General features: G+C 63.4%; 13 protein-coding genes and 1 pseudogene. 7 read left to right on the plus strand and 7 right to left on the minus strand.

Annotated elements, in window-relative coordinates:
* Window positions 1–5: 5 nt before the first annotated feature.
* Complete coding sequence (locus tag AC0L21_RS10390) at window positions 6–905, minus strand: transcriptional regulator GcvA (protein WP_473260915.1); 900 nt, start codon at window positions 903–905, stop codon at window positions 6–8.
* Between the two features lie 110 nt (window positions 906–1,015).
* Between AC0L21_RS10390 and AC0L21_RS10395 the strand changes: the two genes are divergently transcribed.
* Window positions 1,016–1,219, plus strand: coding sequence for a DUF1127 domain-containing protein (locus tag AC0L21_RS10395; RefSeq protein ID WP_007599575.1), 204 nt, complete (start codon window positions 1,016–1,018; stop codon window positions 1,217–1,219).
* Window positions 1,220–1,297: 78 nt separating this feature from the next.
* On the plus strand, window positions 1,298–1,921 hold the full coding sequence (locus AC0L21_RS10400) for a GNAT family N-acetyltransferase (RefSeq protein WP_473260917.1): 624 nt from the start codon (window positions 1,298–1,300) through the stop codon (window positions 1,919–1,921).
* A gap of 50 nt (window positions 1,922–1,971) precedes the next feature.
* Here AC0L21_RS10400 and AC0L21_RS10405 read toward each other — a convergent pair whose 3' ends face one another.
* Both AC0L21_RS10405 and AC0L21_RS10410 read right to left on the minus strand, forming a co-directional pair.
* Window positions 1,972–2,802, minus strand: coding sequence for an enoyl-CoA hydratase (locus AC0L21_RS10405; protein WP_473260919.1), 831 nt, complete (start codon window positions 2,800–2,802; stop codon window positions 1,972–1,974).
* Between the two features lie 111 nt (window positions 2,803–2,913).
* The gene (locus AC0L21_RS10410) at window positions 2,914–3,615 is read right to left on the minus strand and encodes an SDR family NAD(P)-dependent oxidoreductase (RefSeq protein ID WP_473260921.1); all 702 of its coding nucleotides are present in this window, start codon (window positions 3,613–3,615) and stop codon (window positions 2,914–2,916) included.
* A gap of 230 nt (window positions 3,616–3,845) precedes the next feature.
* On the opposite strand from AC0L21_RS10410, the gene AC0L21_RS10415 reads away from it, so the two are divergent.
* From AC0L21_RS10415 to AC0L21_RS10435, 5 genes and pseudogenes are all read left to right on the plus strand, one after another.
* Complete coding sequence (locus tag AC0L21_RS10415; RefSeq protein WP_473260924.1) at window positions 3,846–5,630, plus strand: acyl-CoA dehydrogenase family protein; 1,785 nt, start codon at window positions 3,846–3,848, stop codon at window positions 5,628–5,630.
* Between the two features lie 44 nt (window positions 5,631–5,674).
* A complete protein-coding gene (locus tag AC0L21_RS10420; protein ID WP_027570101.1) occupies window positions 5,675–6,763 on the plus strand; it encodes a Zn-dependent alcohol dehydrogenase in 1,089 nt (362 codons plus the stop codon).
* 262 nt (window positions 6,764–7,025) lie between these two features.
* A pseudogene (locus tag AC0L21_RS10425) lies at window positions 7,026–7,106 on the plus strand (IS5/IS1182 family transposase); the annotation flags it as partial.
* 381 nt (window positions 7,107–7,487) lie between these two features.
* Window positions 7,488–8,621, plus strand: coding sequence for an acyltransferase family protein (locus AC0L21_RS10430; protein ID WP_473260926.1), 1,134 nt, complete (start codon window positions 7,488–7,490; stop codon window positions 8,619–8,621).
* A 115-nt stretch (window positions 8,622–8,736) separates the two neighbouring features.
* A complete protein-coding gene (locus AC0L21_RS10435; protein ID WP_473260930.1) occupies window positions 8,737–9,927 on the plus strand; it encodes an acyltransferase family protein in 1,191 nt (396 codons plus the stop codon).
* 55 nt (window positions 9,928–9,982) lie between these two features.
* Here the strand turns inward: AC0L21_RS10435 and AC0L21_RS10440 are convergent, their stop codons facing one another.
* The 4 genes from AC0L21_RS10440 to AC0L21_RS10455 form a co-directional block, all read right to left on the minus strand.
* Complete coding sequence (locus AC0L21_RS10440; protein ID WP_473260933.1) at window positions 9,983–10,258, minus strand: DUF1488 family protein; 276 nt, start codon at window positions 10,256–10,258, stop codon at window positions 9,983–9,985.
* Between the two features lie 77 nt (window positions 10,259–10,335).
* Window positions 10,336–11,814: an AMP nucleosidase gene (locus AC0L21_RS10445; protein ID WP_473260935.1), complete on the minus strand. Its 1,479-nt coding sequence runs from the start codon at window positions 11,812–11,814 to the stop codon at window positions 10,336–10,338.
* Between the two features lie 178 nt (window positions 11,815–11,992).
* Window positions 11,993–13,327, minus strand: coding sequence for an HlyD family type I secretion periplasmic adaptor subunit (locus tag AC0L21_RS10450; RefSeq protein ID WP_473260937.1), 1,335 nt, complete (start codon window positions 13,325–13,327; stop codon window positions 11,993–11,995).
* Window positions 13,324–15,069: a type I secretion system permease/ATPase gene (locus AC0L21_RS10455; protein ID WP_473260939.1), complete on the minus strand. Its 1,746-nt coding sequence runs from the start codon at window positions 15,067–15,069 to the stop codon at window positions 13,324–13,326. Before AC0L21_RS10455 ends, AC0L21_RS10450 begins: the two co-directional genes overlap by 4 nt.
* Window positions 15,070–15,277 lie beyond the last annotated feature (208 nt).

The raw sequence follows: 15,277 nt of genomic DNA on the forward strand, positions 1-15,277 counted from the left end.
CGATCTCAGGCTTTGTTCTGCGTTGCAGCGATCATCCAATCGCGGAATGCGGCGAGCTTCGGCGCTTCGCGGCGACCCTCCGGCGCGACCAGATAGAAGCCGGCATCGGCCGGCAGCGCGATCTTGAAGGGGACGACGAGCCGGCCCTTGGCAATGTCGTCCTGAACGTAGGAGGTCCGCCCCATCGCCACGCCGATGCCGTCGATCGCGGCCTGGATGGTCATGAAGATCATGTCGAAGGTGATGCCGGGCTGCCTGGCGATGTCGGCCGGCTGACCCGCCGCCGTCAACCACAGCCGCCAGTCGTCGCTGTTGGCGTTGGAGGTGTGCAGCAGCATGTGGCTCTTGAGGTCCTCGGGACAGCGCAATGGCTTGTCACCGCGCAAGAGAGACGGGCTGCAGACCGGAAACAGCTCGTCCGCCATCAGCCAGTCGGCGCGCAGACCCGGCCACTGGCCGCGCCCGTAACGGATCGCGGCATCGACATTGTCGCGCTGGAAGTCGACGAGGCCGGTCGAGGTGGTGATGCGGACGTCGATGCCGGGATGGTGCTCCTGGAAATCGGTCAGCCGCGGCAGCAGCCATTTTGCGGCAAGCGATGCCAGCGTCGAGACCGTCAGAACCTTGTCGTCGTCCTTGCGCAGCAGCCGGTCGGTGGCGAGGCGAAGGTCGTTGAAGGCGGCGCGGACGCCCGGCAAATAGTCGCGCGCCTCCGGCGTCAGCGTCAGCGCGCGGTTCTGCCGGACGAATAGCCGGATGCCGAGCTCCTCCTCAAGCCTGCGGATCTGATGGCTGATCGCGGTCTGGGTCACGTTCAGCTCGGACGCGGCCAGCGTGAAGCTGAGATGGCGCGCGGCGGCCTCAAAGGCCCGCAATCCGTTCAGGGAGGGCAATCTGGCAGTCATCTGGCAGCAGGATACATGACGTTATTTCATGCGAAAGAGTACAAATTGTCGTTTGTCGCAGTGCATCAGCAGGCAGATATTGGCGGGCAAGTTAGCTCAAGGAGCTGAAAATGTCTACTTTGACCCAGAATTCGATGACAAATCATCATGCACCCGGCCTGATCCACCAGATCGGCGAGACCCTTCACGTCTGGCACGAGCGCTACCGGACCCGCCGGGAGCTTACCAACTGGTCCGCGCGTGACCTTCAGGACGTCGGGCTGTCCTGGAGCGATGTGGCCTACGAGGCCGACAAACCCTTTTGGCGGGCCTGATTGGCCGCCAGGCCGGCGCCGCCTGACTGTGGGGCGCCGGCGGTCTCCTTTCCCTTTGGTCCCCTTGGGGCGCGTGTCATGAGCACCCTTCGCCTGGAAGATCTGAAGCAATATTCGGACACGTTGCGCACGCGGCACGGCGAGGCGCTGCGCGTTCGCTTCGTCGAGCCGCGCGACACCGAGGAGCTCCAGTACTATTTTCGCTCGCTCCCGACGCGCTCCCGCTACAACCGCTTCTTCGGTGCGATGAGCGAACTGCCGCAGGGCCTCCTGCAGGAATTCCTTCAGGTCGGCGAGCGCGAACGTTTTACCGTGGTGGCGACCATGATGGTCGACGGCTTCGAGACCATCGTCGCCGAAGCGCGCTACGCACTGCATGCCGCAACCGCGACGCTTGAATTCGGCCTGTCGGTTGCGGACCGCTGGCAGGGCCAGGGCATCGCCACCGCGCTGATGAAGAATCTCGAATGCCGCGCGGCCGCGCTTGGCGCCGACCACATGTTCGGCGACACGCTGCGCTCCAACGCGGCCATGATCTCGCTCGCGCGCAAATCGAGCTTCGCCTTCGTCAATCATCCGGACGACTGGAAGCTGGTGCGCTTCGACAAGGAGATTTCCGTCGCGCCGAAGGACATTCCCTGCGCGAGTTGGCGCCTCGTCGCTCTTTCCCGTCAGGCCGATAGCCCCTCAGCCTCGGCCTGACACCACTCGAGCCCGGCTCTGGTTAAACGGAGCCGGGCTTTTTTTCGCCGCTACTTCCCCGTGAACACCGCCTTGCGTTTCTCGATGAAGGCTTGCACCGCTTCCTTGTGATCGGCGGTCGTGGTCAGGCGGACCAGCCGCTCGGCTTCGTGATCGCGCGCGGTCTCGAAGTCGAACAGCAGGGCCTCGTCGAGATTGTCCTTCATGTAGCGCAGCGCGAGGCGCGGACCTCCAGCGAGGGATTCAGCCAGTGCGAAGGCCTCCGCCTGCAATTTGTCGTCGGGCACCACGCGGTTGACGAGGCCGATGGCCTCGCACCTGGAAGCATCGACCCGATCGCCGGTGAACAGCAGCTCGCGCGCCCGCGCGGTGCCGACGAGGCGCGTCAACAGCCACGCGATGCCATAATCGCCGCTGAGCGCGATGCGCGCATAGCCGGTGGCCACGAAGGCCGATTGCGCGGCAATGCGGATGTCGCAGGCCATGGCGATGGCGAGCCCCGCGCCGACCGCCGGCCCCGGCAATGCCGCGATGGTCGGCTTGCGCACCGAGACCAGTGCGCCGGTGAGCAGGCGTTGCCGCTCCTGGAGATCGGCGATGCGATCTTCCTGCGACATCTCCAGCTTCTTGGGGTCGCGATGCGCGCCCATGCCCTTGACGTTGCCGCCCGCGCAGAACGCTTCGCCCGCGCCGGTGATCAGCAGCGCGCCGACATCGGGGTTCTCGCCGCAGGAGCGGATCATGGTGCGCAGCGCCGGGGTCAGCGCGTCCGACAGCGAGTTGCGCGCCTCGGGCCGGTTCAGCGTGATCAATGCGACGCGATCGCGGATCACGCAGAGGAGTTCACTGGTGCCAGTATCGATGGTGATTTCCCTGGTCATGATTCCCGCCCTTGTCGGGTGGGCAAAGCGAAGTGTGCCCACCATTGCTGTTTCGTCGTTGATGGTGGGCACGGCGCTATGCGCCTTTGCCCATCCTACGGCAGCTTGCCTTCAAAACTTCTCCACCCACGGCCGCAGCTCCAGCTCCCAGCTCCAGGCGCTGCGCGGCTGCTGCAACACGTTCCAGTAGCTCTCCGCAATCGCATCGGGATCGAGCATCGAATCCGGCTTTTCCGGCGCTTCCGTGCGCGCTGCACTCCTGATGCCGCCATCGATCACGAAATGCGCGACATGGATGCCTTGCGGCGACAATTCGCGCGCCATGCTCTGCGCGAGCCCGCGCAGTGCGAACTTGCCCATCGCGAACGGCGCGGATTGCGCGTAGCCCTTGACGCTGGCCGAGGCGCCGGTGAACAGGATCGCGCCGTGTTGGTTCGGCAGCATGCGCCTGGCCGCCTGCTGCGCCACCAGGAAGGCGCCATAGGCACTGACCGCAATGGCGTTCGCCACGTCGGCCGGAACGAGATCGACGAACGGCCCGCGCGCCCTGCCGCTGGCGTTGTAGACGACCAAATCGGGCGTGCCGATCTCGCGTTCGACGAGGCCGAACAGGCGCTCGACCTCATCAGGCTCGATGGCGTTGCAGGCATAGGCCTTGGCGCCGGTCTCGCTGCAGAGCGCGCCGAGCTTCTCGATTTTTCGCGCGGCCAGCGCAACGCGGATGCCCTGGACGGACAATAGCCGCGCCAGCGAGGCGCTCAGGCCTTCGCCCGCACCGACGATGAGGGCGATCTTGTATTTCGGGTGTTCCATGACGTGATCTCTCGAAGACGGGAAGCCGCTGATCTATGCACGGTCCGCGCGGACAACCAGCCGGGCGATCACAATTCCGCAGGGCGAATTGCTCCCACGCGGCGATCATGCCTCCCTGACAATTTGCGGCTTTATCCGCTTTCGCGACTGGAGCATGATCGACATCATCCCAAGCGGCAAGCGCCAAATCAGCGCAAAATGGCCGCAAGGCGGAAACGAAGAGGACGATCATGCGACAGCCGGCCCCCGCGCAGCCAAAACAGGTCGCGGCCGCACCATCCGGACTGCTGGCGCCCGACACCACCGGCATGAATTTCTACCGCGCCGATCAGGCACTCACCGATCTCCTGCGCATCCATCTGCCGGAGACGCTATTCCGCCATATCGAGCCGCATCTCGATCGGCTGGGCGAACTCGCCGGCGGACATCTCGACGATTGCGCGCGGCTCGCCGACCGGCACACGCCGGTGCTGCACCATCGCGACAAGTTCGGCCGCGACGTGCAGTGGATCGAATACCACCCGGCCTATCGCGAGCTGGAGAAGGCAGCCTTCGGCGAGTTCGGCATCCACGCGCTCTCGATCCGCAAGGGCATCATGGGCTGGCCGGACAAATATCCCGTCGTCGCCAAGCACGCCTTCACGTTCCTGTTCAACCAGACCGAATTCGGCATGGGCTGCCCGATCAACGTCACCGACGGCTGCGCCAAGCTGCTCGCGAATTTCGGCAGCGACGCGCTGAAGGCGAAATATCTCGACGGCCTGACCCAGACCGACATGAGCAAGCTGACCCAGGGCGGCCAGTTCATGACCGAGAAGGAAGGCGGCTCCGACGTCGGCACGCTGACCACGACGGCGGTGCAGGAAGGCGACCATTGGCGCCTCACCGGCGAAAAATGGTTCTGCTCGAACGCCGACGCAAAGATCGTGATGCTGCTGGCGCGCCCCGAAGGCGCCGGCCCCGGCACGCGCGGCGTCGGCCTGTTCCTGATGCCGCGCTTCCTCGACGACGGTTCGCAGAACCACTACCGGATCGTGCGTCTGAAGGACAAGCTCGGCACGCGCTCGATGGCCTCGGGCGAAATCAAGCTCGAAGGCGCGATCGCCTACGCGGTCGGGAAGCTCGACCGCGGCTTCGTGCAGATGGCCGAGATGGTGAACTCGTCGCGGCTTTCAAATGGCGTGAAGTCCACCGCGCTGATGCGCCGCGCCTACCATGACGCGATGACGGTGGCAAAAAATCGCGTGGTGTTCGGCAACCGCATCATCGACCTGCCGCTGGGCCGGCGCCAGATGCTGAAAATCATGCTGCCGGTCGAGCAAGCGTTGTCGATGAGCTTTCTCACTGCGGACGCGCTCGACCGCGCCGAGGCCGGCAGCCAGGATGCAGCCGCACTGCTGCGCATCCTGACGCCGACCTTGAAATTCCGCGCCACCCGCGATGCACGAAAGGTCTGTGGCGATGCGCTCGAGATGCGCGGCGGCATCGGCTATATCGAGGAGTTCGCGACCGCCCGCCTGCTCCGCGATGCGCATCTCGGTTCGGTCTGGGAAGGCACCGGCAACATCGTCGCGATTGATGCGCTGAGGCGCGCGGTCGGCCGCCACGGCGCCGAATCCGCGCTCGCCGCCGATCTGCACGCCCGCCTCGCTGACAGCCCCTCGGTGCCGCAGGCCTGGCGCGACCGGCTCCGCGGCCTCACCGATCGCGCGGTCGGTTTTGCGCGCGAGGTCGCGGCCAAATCCGAAAACGAAGCCGATGCGCGCCGCGCCACCAGCCTGCTCTATCATGTCGCCAGTGCCGTGGCGCTCGCCTGGGAGGCACATCGTATTCACGACATGCGCGGCGATGCGCGAAGGCTGTTGTTGTCGCGGCTGGTGGTCGACCACCGGGTGTCGCCGAGCGATCCGTTCCGGCTGACGGAAAATGCCGCGCAGCAGAAGATTGCCACGCTGCTGCTCGGCGACCGCGCAGCTGATATGAGCGAGGTTGGCGAACTGGTCCTGGCGGCGTAGGCTGCGCCCACGTTCAAAGCAAAAAAAGCGATAGGGAGTGCTCGATGAAGGCCGCCGTCCTCCATGAAGTCAACAAGCCTCTGGTCATCGAGGATGTCAGCCTGCCGAAGCCCGGCCCGCGCGAGGTCCTGATCCGGACCTCGGTCGCAGGCCTCTGCCACTCCGATCTGCACTTCATGGAGGGCCTGTATCCGCATCCGCTGCCCGCGGTGCTCGGGCACGAGTCCGCCGGTGTCGTCGAGCAGGTCGGCTCCGACGTGACTTATGTGAAGCCCGGTGATCATGTCGTCACCTGTCTTTCGGTGTTCTGCGGCACCTGCGACAATTGCACCACGGGCCGCACTGTGCTCTGCACCGACACCACGGTGAAATTGCTGCCGGGGGCGTCCAACCGGATGCAATGGGCCCGCTCCGAGAAGCTGCATCAGTTTCTCAACCTCTCGTCCTTCGCCGAGCAGATGCTGGTGCACGAGAACGCGATCGTCAAAATCCGGAAGGAGATGCCGCTCGATCTCGCCGCGCTGATCGGCTGCGGCGTCATTACCGGCTACGGCGCGGTCGTGAACACGGCGAAGGTGACGGCCGGCGAGACCGTGGCCGTGATCGGCTGCGGCGGTGTCGGCATGGCTGCGATCAACGGCGCGCAGATCGCGGGCGCCGGCCGCATCATCGCCATCGACACCAATCCGGCCAAGCTCCAGCTTGCGACCAAGCTTGGCGCCACCGACATCATCAACCCGGCAGACGGCGACGTCGTGAAGCAGGTGCGCGATCTCACCAATGGCGGCGTGCATCATTCCTTCGAGGTACTCGGCCGCAAGGAGACGGCCGAGCAGGCCTTCGGCATGCTCGCTTCGGGCGGCACGGCCACGATCGTCGGCATGATTCCGTTCGGTCAGAAGATCGAGCTTCATGGCTTCGATTTCCTGCGCGAGCGCAGGATCCAGGGCTCCTCGATGGGCTCGAACCATTTTCGCGTCGACATGCCGCGGCTGGTGGATTTTTACCTGCGCGGCCGGCTGCACCTGGAGGACTGGATCTCGGCCAAGCTCAAGCTCTCCGAGATCAACGAAGGGTTTGCCAACATGAAGGCCGGCAAGACGCTGCGCAGCGTGATCATGTTCGACAGCTGATGGCCGGATCAGGCAGGGCGCTCAGGATTGAGGCAACTGCTCCGGGCCGGCCAAGTCGCAACGCGACTCTTTCAGGAGCAGCAGCGCCGCAGCTGTGACGAGACCCGTGGCGAGCAGGTACAGGGGCGAGATGTTCAAACCGGGCCCTGCGAAGACCAGGTACGAGAACAGTCCCGCGGTCGACACGATAAAGCCGAGCCAGGCAAACCTCGGAAAGCGAAATCCACGTTCGCGGCGCCAAAGATCAAGCACGAGGTTTGCCATTAAGCCGGTGCTGCCGGATAACTCGCGCGGCGTGCCACGGGTGAATGACCGTCGTGTCCTGAATGGCATCTTCTGGGTCTTCAATCCGGAGCTTCTCTTTCCGGCTTAACTGGGCGCCCGTCGGTTCCATATTTGGAGGGCCGCCGTCAACTTTAGGAACAAATTCTTCACCAACACAAACGATAGTACTCATTGTAAATACAACCGCACGATGCGCGTGCTAGAACCCCAAGAAGCAGCGCGAAGTTTCACGTCTGCTGTCGCAATTGGGAATCTGGAATGTTCAGCGGACTGACCTACTCCGCATGGGGGCGCTCCCCCGCATTGGAACGTCGAAAGGCATGCGGATCGCGGGTTCAAGTGCGCTGGGAGCCCGCCACGCGTCGGCGGATCGAGAAGTGCTGCTGGTTGATCGCCGCTTCGGCGTGCGGCTTTGTGGCCTCCCGCTAAGACCACAACCATGTTCAGTCTTGCTGATCAGCTGGCTGTTTCGCGCAATCGGCCTGCAGGTTTCGATTACATGCGGATTGCGCTGGCGGCCACGATCATCTGCCTGCACAGCGCGAACGTCACACTTGGCCTCGATCGGGCAATGGAGGTAGCAGGCCATTTTCGCATGGTGAACGCAACGATTCTTGCGCTCTTCTTCGCCCTGAGCGGGTTCTTGGTGACGGGCAGCTTGTTGAGGTGCAAGAGCTTGATTTCGTTTATCGGCCTGCGCGTGCTTCGCATCGCGCCCGCTCTCGTGGTTGAGACGACGCTTTCAGCCATCATCATCGGCCCGATCTTCACCGCGATGCCTTTGACCGAGTACTTCGCGGACCCGAGATTCCATGTCTATTTTCTCAACATGCTCGGCGACGTCCACTTCGAACTCCCGGGTGTATTTCTTTACAATCCGGTGCCTGATCTGGTGAATGCTCAGCTCTGGACGGTGCCGTATGAGCTGTGGTGTTACGCTATCCTGGCGCTTCTTGCCGCGACCACGATTTGCTTCAACAGGGCACTATACCTTGGGTTCCTGGTGTTCGCCCAGATCGGCCTCGTCTGGTACGATATCTACCATTCAGACGAACTGTTCATTCACCTTCGCCCGCACATTCTGGTGTTCTGCTTCCTCCTAGGCGTCGGCTTCTACCTCTGGCGCGACAAGGTACCGTTCAACCGGGCGACGGGCCTGTTCGCGCTTGTACTTTGCATGATCGGCATGGCCGGCGGACGCAGCGACGCGATTTTTGCCGTGCCGGCCGCCTATATCGCGTGTTATCTGGGCCTCACGAACCCGCGGCGAATCTGGATCGTGTCGTCCGGCGACTATTCCTACGGGATGTACCTCTATGGATTCGTCATACAGCAGTGCGTTGCAGCGCTGGGCCCGTCGCTTCAGTACTGGTATCTGAACGTCCTGATCAGCCTGCCGATTGCCTTTGGCGTCGCTGTCGCCTCCTGGCACCTCCTCGAGAAACACGCTCTTCGGCTGAAAGGCCAGCTCGAACGATTTGAGACGGCGGTTCTTTCGGCGTTTCGATCGTGGATTACCCATAGGAGGAGGCGTCGCGTGCAATCGCATAGCCGCCCGATTGCTGAAAACTGAACAACTCCTTCTCCGTGAGCAACCGAGTTTTAACCAGTGGTTGCTTTGCTCATCTATCTCTAGGCGCGATTTGGCCCTCGCACGGTCTAAGTCTTTCGAGACTTGAAGGATAAAATTGAAGTCATCAGCAGGTTTGCACTTTATCGGGCTTGACCACGTTCGGGCAGTCGCGGTGCTCATGGTTTTCGCTTGGCACTTCACGCATGCCGCTGGTGCTTATCCTGAGACCTTCGAGGGCGCCCCGGCTGTGTTTCCGCTGGCCCTGTTTGACGAAGGTCACACCGGAGTGGCGCTTTTCATGACGCTCAGCGGATATCTGTTCGCGAAGTTGCTTGACGGCAAAACGATAAACTACCGTGCATTTTTCTGGAACCGTTTGATCCGGCTCGCCCCGCTCCTGGTCCTCGTCCTCATCCTGATCGGGATCATCAGGCATGCGGAGGGCGGGAGGCTTGGTGGATACCTCGCAGATCTAGCGAAGGGATTCGTGGTCCCAGCTTGGCCGAATGGCGCGTGGTCCATCACCATCGAAATGCATTTCTATATCGCGCTGCCCTTTCTGATCTACGCGAGCAGGCGCCATAAGTGGACACCACTCATCTTCGTGGGAGCAGCAATTGCCCTACGCTCCATCATCTTCCTATTGGTCGGCGAAGTAGAATATTTCGCGTACTACACGATCATTGGCCGCATAGATCAGTTCGCTTTGGGCATCACCGCGTTCAGCTATCGACACATTTTCACCGGAAGACACCTTTCCGCCATTGGAATACTCACAGCGTTCACTGTGGGGTTCTGGATGTTCGACATTGCCGGTGGCTACTACGGAACAGAGCGCAATCCGCTGTGGATAATCCTCCCGACCGCCGAAGCCGTCGCTTACTCGTCGCTTGTCGCCTACTATGACACCAGTTTCAGGCTGAGGAACGCTGGCCTTTCATGGGCGTTCTCGAAGATTGGCGAATATAGCTATTCGATCTACCTGCTGCATACGTTCTTCGTGGTCGAACTAGCGGAGTTCGTTCAACGCCACGTCATGGACATTTCGAACTTCTACGTCGCATTGGCGTGGTCATTCGCCTGCTTCACCCTGATGATTCCGATCGGGATCATCAGTTTCGTTTACGTGGAAGCGCCTTTTCTCCGGCTTCGTCGCGTCTATACAAAGCCAATTGCACGAGTCGCAAGTCCGCAAGCGGTCCTTCTTGGAAGTCCGACAACGTCCGCTTTCGCGCCGCTGTTGGAGGACAAGCGGACATCACGCGCGCCTACTCTTAGCACCAGATTTTCTAAGTACGCACCCTAGATCTTGACCAACCGATGAACTGCCCCGGAGCATGATTGCGGAGGCCGGAGCGGAACTACGGCTGTAAATGTCGCGTAAAGATCCGCACCACATGACCCCTGACCCGCGGCGCCTCGTCGTAGAGGTCTGACGCAAGCCGCTCGATGGTCTCGCGCAGCGACAGGAACTGGGCCTGCCGGGCGCTGCTTTCGGTGCCCTGCATGCCCGCAAGCTCGTCCATCGCGGCGTCGCTGATCTGGCACTGCACGACCTCGCCGTCGTTCAGCATGGTGAAGCGAAAGGCGAGCCGTTCGAGATCATGGCCAACGATCCTGTCGCGCATGAGTGGCATCAAGTCGTCCCGGTCGACCCCCGCGCCGAAGATGCCGAAAATCCCGCTGCTTGTCAGCAGCAAAGGCCATCCATCGCCTACTGAAACGCAACTTCGGCGAAACTGCGGAGCTTTCGCGAATGCAGTCGCTCGGATTCCTGCTGCTTGAGCCGTTCCAGCGCCTTCAAACCGATCTCGAGATGCTGGCCGACGCGGCGGCGGTAGAATTCGCTGGCCATGCCCGCGAGCTTGATCTCGCCGTGCAGCGGCTTGTCGGAGACGCACAGCAGCGTGCCGTAGGGCACGCGAAAGCGGTAACCGTTGGCGGCAATCGCGGCCGATTCCATGTCGAGCGCAACCGCGCGCGACTGCGACAAGCGGCGAATGACATCGGGCCCGCTGATCTCCCAATTGCGGTTGTCGACGCTCGCGACGGTGCCGGTACGCATCAGGCGCTTGAGCTCGAAACCTTCGAGCCCGGTGACGTCCTCGACGGCCTCCTCGAGCGCCACCTGCATCTCCGCGAGCGCCGGGATCGGCACCCACAGCGGCAACTCACGATCGAGCACATGGTCCTCGCGCACATAGCCATGCGCGAGCACGTAGTCGCCGAGCCGCTGCGTGTTGCGCAGGCCCGCGCAATGGCCGAGCATCAGCCAGGCATGGGGCCGCAGCACGGCGACATGGTCGGTGACGTTGCGCGCGTTCGACGGACCGGTGCCGATGTTGATCAGGGTGATGCCGCGATAGCCGGGCGCGACCAGATGAAAGGCCGGCATCTGCGGCGCCCGCGCGGGCGCAACGCCTGTCGTCGCGCCGCCGCTGCGCGTGATCACGTTGCCTGGAGCAACGAAAGCGTCGAGGCCGGCCTCGCCAGCCTGAAGCCGCTGCTGGCAGAGCTGCGCGAAGGCGTCGACGTAGAACTGGTAGTTGGTGAAGATCACGAAGTTCTGGAAATATTCGGGGTCCGTGCCCGTGTAATGGTAGAGCCGGCGCAGCGAGTAATCGACGCGGGCTGCCCGAAACAGGGACAGCGGCTCGGGCGCGCCGGGCTGAAGCTCGAAAGTGCCATCGGCGATGGCATCGTCCATGGTGGCCAGATCCGGCACGTCGAACGCATCGCGCAGCGACCGCGTCACCGACGAATTCTCGCTGGTGGTGATGGCGGCTTCGATGTTGATGTCGCGGCGGTAGGCGAAGTGAACGGGGATCGGTTCGCTGGACTCGCCGATTTCGACCGGGACGCCGTGGTTCTGGATCAATAGCCCGATCTGCTCGGTGAGATAGGTCCGGAACAGATCGGGACGCGTGACGCTGGTCTCGTGCACCCCGGGCCGCGCGACGAAGCCGTAGGCGAGACGCGAATCCAGCCGCGCATGCGTCGCGGTGGTGACACGGACGAAGGGATAGAAGGCCCGCACCCGCGTCGTGATTGCCTCGCCGTTGACGTAAGCTTCGAACCGGTCACGCAGGAACTTCGTGTTGCGCTCGTAGATCTCTTCGAGGCGGGCGACGGCGAGGCCAGCCTCGGAAAAGGACTCGGTCGCGACGGAGGGTGGGGATTGGATGGATTGCATTGTTCGACGCCGGGTTGCTGGGGCTGAATCGAGCTATAGCAAGAAAACTAAAGCAAAAAAGAAGCCGCCCGTCACTGCGAGCGTAGCGAAGCAATCCAGAAATCCCGCCGCGGAGGCAACCTGGATTGCTTCAATACGCTCGCAATGACGAAAGGAGGCGAGGATGCGCTTCCGCGCGTCACTTCTCCCTGAACGCCCGCATGAACTGGTCGTGCAGCGGCTTCATCAGATAGGACAGCATGGTGCGGTCGCCGGTCTGGACGAAGGCTTCCGCGGGCATGCCAGGGATCAGCCTGGAGTCACCGAGCTTGGCGACCTCTTCTGCGGACAGCGAGACGCGGATGGTGTAGTAGCTCTGGCCGGTGCGCTGATCGGTGGTGACGTCGGGCGAGACGCGGCTGACGACGCCGTTGAGCTCGGGCGTAGTGCGCTGGTTGAAGGCGGACAGGCGCAACAGAGTCTTCTGACCGATCTGCAGCTTGTCGATATCGACCGGATTGACCTTGGCTTCGACCTGGAGATCGTCGGCCTGCGGCACGATCAGCATGAGGGCGTCGCCGGCGGTGATGACACCACCAACGGTATGCACCGTCGATTGCAGCACCATGCCGTCCTGCGGCGCGCGGATGTCGACGCGGCGAAGCTGGTCCTCGGCGGCGACCTTGCGCTCGATCATTTCGCCGATCTTGTCGTTGGTCTCGCGCAGGTCCTTCGAGACCTCGCTGACCATGTCCTTGTCGACCTGGATGATCTGGAGCTCGGTCTCGGTGATCTTGCCCTTGGCCTGCGCGCGCGAGGCGATGTATTGCGCGCGCTCGCCGTTGAGGCGGGCGCTATCGCGTTCGAGCGTGGTCAGGCGCGAGATCTGCACCAGGTGTTTGTCATAGAGATCGCGGACACCGATCAGCTCCTGCTGCACCAGCGAGATTTCCCTGTCCTTGGCCCGCTCCTGCGCGGAGAGGCCCTCGATCTCCTCGTTGAGCTGCTGGATGCGCTCGCGCAGCTGCGCCTTCTGGCCGGCGCGCCCGTTGACGCGGACGTCGAACAGCTTGGTTTCGGCCGAGAGCAGCGCCTTGACGTCGGGATCGTTGCCGCGATCGAGCAGCGCTTGCGGGTAGTCGATCCTGTCGATCCCGCGCTGCTCGGCCTGGAGCCGCGCCGCACGCGCCTGCGCGGCGTCGAGATTTTTGGTGACGATGGCGAGGTTAGCCTTGGTGACGGTGTCGTCGAGCCGCACCACGATGTCGCCAGCCTTGACCACGTCGCCGTCGCGAGCACGCACCTCGCCGACGACGCCGCCGGTCGGATGCTGAACCTTCTTGACGTTGGATTCGACCACGATCTGACCCGGCGCGATCAGCGCGCCCGAGATCTGCACGGTCGACCCCCAGCCGCCGAGGCCGACCAGGAGGACCAGCACGATCCCAAGCCCGAGCATCAGGTGAAACCGGATCGACTGCCGTACGGTCCTCTTCGCGGCAGGCTTCGCCCCGCCGAGCGCCATCGTGCTCATGCCTTGGCTCCGCCTTCGCTGACGATCTTGATCGGCGCCGGCGGCGTCACGCGCGGCTGAAGCACCTGGGCGAGCACCTGCTCCTTCGGCCCGAAGGCCTGCATGCGGCCGTCGCGCAGCACCAGGATCTGGTCGACCGCTTCCACGCCGATCGGACGGTGCGCCACCACGATGACGATGGCGCCGCGCTCGCGCCCCGCGCGGATGGCGCGGGTCAGCGCTTCGTCGCCTTCGGTATCGAGATTGGAATTGGGCTCGTCGAGCACGATCAGGAACGGGTTGCCATAGAGCGCGCGCGCCAGCGCCACGCGCTGTGCCTGGCCCGCGGAGAGCGCCGTGCCCTGCTCTCCGACCTGGGTGTTGTAGCCCTCGCGCATCTTGATGATCATCTCGTGCACGCCGGCTTCCTTGGCGGCAGCGATGATGCCGTCAGAGGTGGCCTCGGGATCGAAGCGGCTGATGTTCTGCGCGATCGTGCCGCCGAATAATTCGACGTCCTGCGGCAGATAGCCGATATGGCGGCCAAGCACGTCCGACGACCACTGGTCGAGCGCCGCGCCGTCGAGCCGCACCTTGCCGCGGACCGGTTGCCAGACGCCGACCAGCGCGCGGATCAGCGACGACTTGCCGGAGCCGCTCGGTCCGATCACGCCGAGGCCGTTGCCGGCTTCGAGCGCAAAGGTGATGTCCTGCACGATGAGACGCTGGTCGCCCGGCGGCACCATGGCGATGCCTTCGACCGAGAGGCGGCTGGTGGGCGCCTGTAACTGAGTCGGCATCGTCTGCGCCGGCATCTGCTCCAGAAGGCGGGTCAGGCGGTGCCAGCTCTGGCGTGCCGCGACAAAGGATTTCCAGTGCGCGATCGCGAGGTCGACCGGCGCAAGCGCACGGGCTGAGAGGATCGAGCCGGCGATGATGATGCCGGCGGTCGCTTCCTGGTGGATGACCAGATAGGCGCCGACCGCGAGCACGGCCGATTGCAACATCATGCGCAGAACTTTTGCGACCGCGCCGAGACCGCCGGCGACGTCGCTCGCACGCTGGTTGCCGTCGAGATATTTTTCGTTGGCCTCGCTCCAGCGCGCGTTCATCCGGCCGGCCATGCCCATCGACACCATGACTTCGGCATTGCGGCGGCTGGCCTGGGCGAGATCGTTGCGCTGGGCGGCAAGCCCCATCGCCTCTTTCGCCGGCTGGCGGGACATGAACTCGGTGACCAGCGTCAGCCCGACCAGGATGACGGCGCCGACCAGCGCGGTGACGCCAATCATGACGTGGAAGGCGAAGCAGATGGCGAGATAGAGCGGCAGCCAGGGCAGGTCGAAGAACGCGCTCGGGCCCATGCCGCCAAGAAAGGAGCGGACATTGTCGAGATCGCGCAGCGGCTGAAGCCCCTCGTTGCGGCTGCCGACCAGCAGCGGCAGGCGCACGATGGTGTCGAACACCCGCTTGTTCAGGGCTTCGTCCAGCGCGGTGCCGACCCGACCCAGGATCCGATTGCGGATCATGTCCAGCACGCCCTGCGCCATATAGAGGAAACTGGCGAGGACGATCAGGCCGACCAGGGTCGGAATGCTGCGGCTCGGCAGCACCCGGTCGTAGACCTCCAGCATGAAGATCGACCCGGTCAGATAGAGCAGGTTGATCATGCAGCTCATCAAGCCGACGCCGACAAACGCCGTGCGACAGGCGCGCAGCGCATCACCGAGCTCTGAGCGGCGGACGCCGGGAACGGCTGCCATCAGTCTGATCTCTTTCGGGTAGGGGCCAAAGCCCCTGATTTCAAAGGCAAATTCAGGAGTAATTGACCCGGATTAACATCGCGTTTGCGCTCATCGCCCAACGCAGTCGAACACCCGGGACCCCTATAGCCCACATCACCCGCGACCGGCCTTGCACGCAAGTCCGGAATCCCACGATCTTGCGGCTTTTTCTTGCAGACATGTCACC

This window comes from Bradyrhizobium sp. WSM4873 (assembly GCF_055811355.1).

What these genes read in the sequence shown, in the direction of transcription:
- AC0L21_RS10390 (WP_473260915.1), bottom strand. Translation starts at nt 905, where the DNA reads ATGACTGCCAGATTGCCCTCCCTGAACGGATTGCGGGCCTTTGAGGCC.
- AC0L21_RS10395 (WP_007599575.1), top strand. Translation starts at nt 1,016, where the DNA reads ATGTCTACTTTGACCCAGAATTCGATGACAAATCATCATGCACCCGGC.
- AC0L21_RS10400 (WP_473260917.1), top strand. Translation starts at nt 1,298, where the DNA reads ATGAGCACCCTTCGCCTGGAAGATCTGAAGCAATATTCGGACACGTTG.
- AC0L21_RS10405 (WP_473260919.1), bottom strand. Translation starts at nt 2,802, where the DNA reads ATGACCAGGGAAATCACCATCGATACTGGCACCAGTGAACTCCTCTGC.
- AC0L21_RS10410 (WP_473260921.1), bottom strand. Translation starts at nt 3,615, where the DNA reads ATGGAACACCCGAAATACAAGATCGCCCTCATCGTCGGTGCGGGCGAA.
- AC0L21_RS10415 (WP_473260924.1), top strand. Translation starts at nt 3,846, where the DNA reads ATGCGACAGCCGGCCCCCGCGCAGCCAAAACAGGTCGCGGCCGCACCA.
- AC0L21_RS10420 (WP_027570101.1), top strand. Translation starts at nt 5,675, where the DNA reads ATGAAGGCCGCCGTCCTCCATGAAGTCAACAAGCCTCTGGTCATCGAG.
- AC0L21_RS10430 (WP_473260926.1), top strand. Translation starts at nt 7,488, where the DNA reads ATGTTCAGTCTTGCTGATCAGCTGGCTGTTTCGCGCAATCGGCCTGCA.
- AC0L21_RS10440 (WP_473260933.1), bottom strand. Translation starts at nt 10,258, where the DNA reads ATGCCACTCATGCGCGACAGGATCGTTGGCCATGATCTCGAACGGCTC.
- AC0L21_RS10445 (WP_473260935.1), bottom strand. Translation starts at nt 11,814, where the DNA reads ATGCAATCCATCCAATCCCCACCCTCCGTCGCGACCGAGTCCTTTTCC.
- AC0L21_RS10450 (WP_473260937.1), bottom strand. Translation starts at nt 13,327, where the DNA reads ATGAGCACGATGGCGCTCGGCGGGGCGAAGCCTGCCGCGAAGAGGACC.
- AC0L21_RS10455 (WP_473260939.1), bottom strand. Translation starts at nt 15,069, where the DNA reads ATGGCAGCCGTTCCCGGCGTCCGCCGCTCAGAGCTCGGTGATGCGCTG.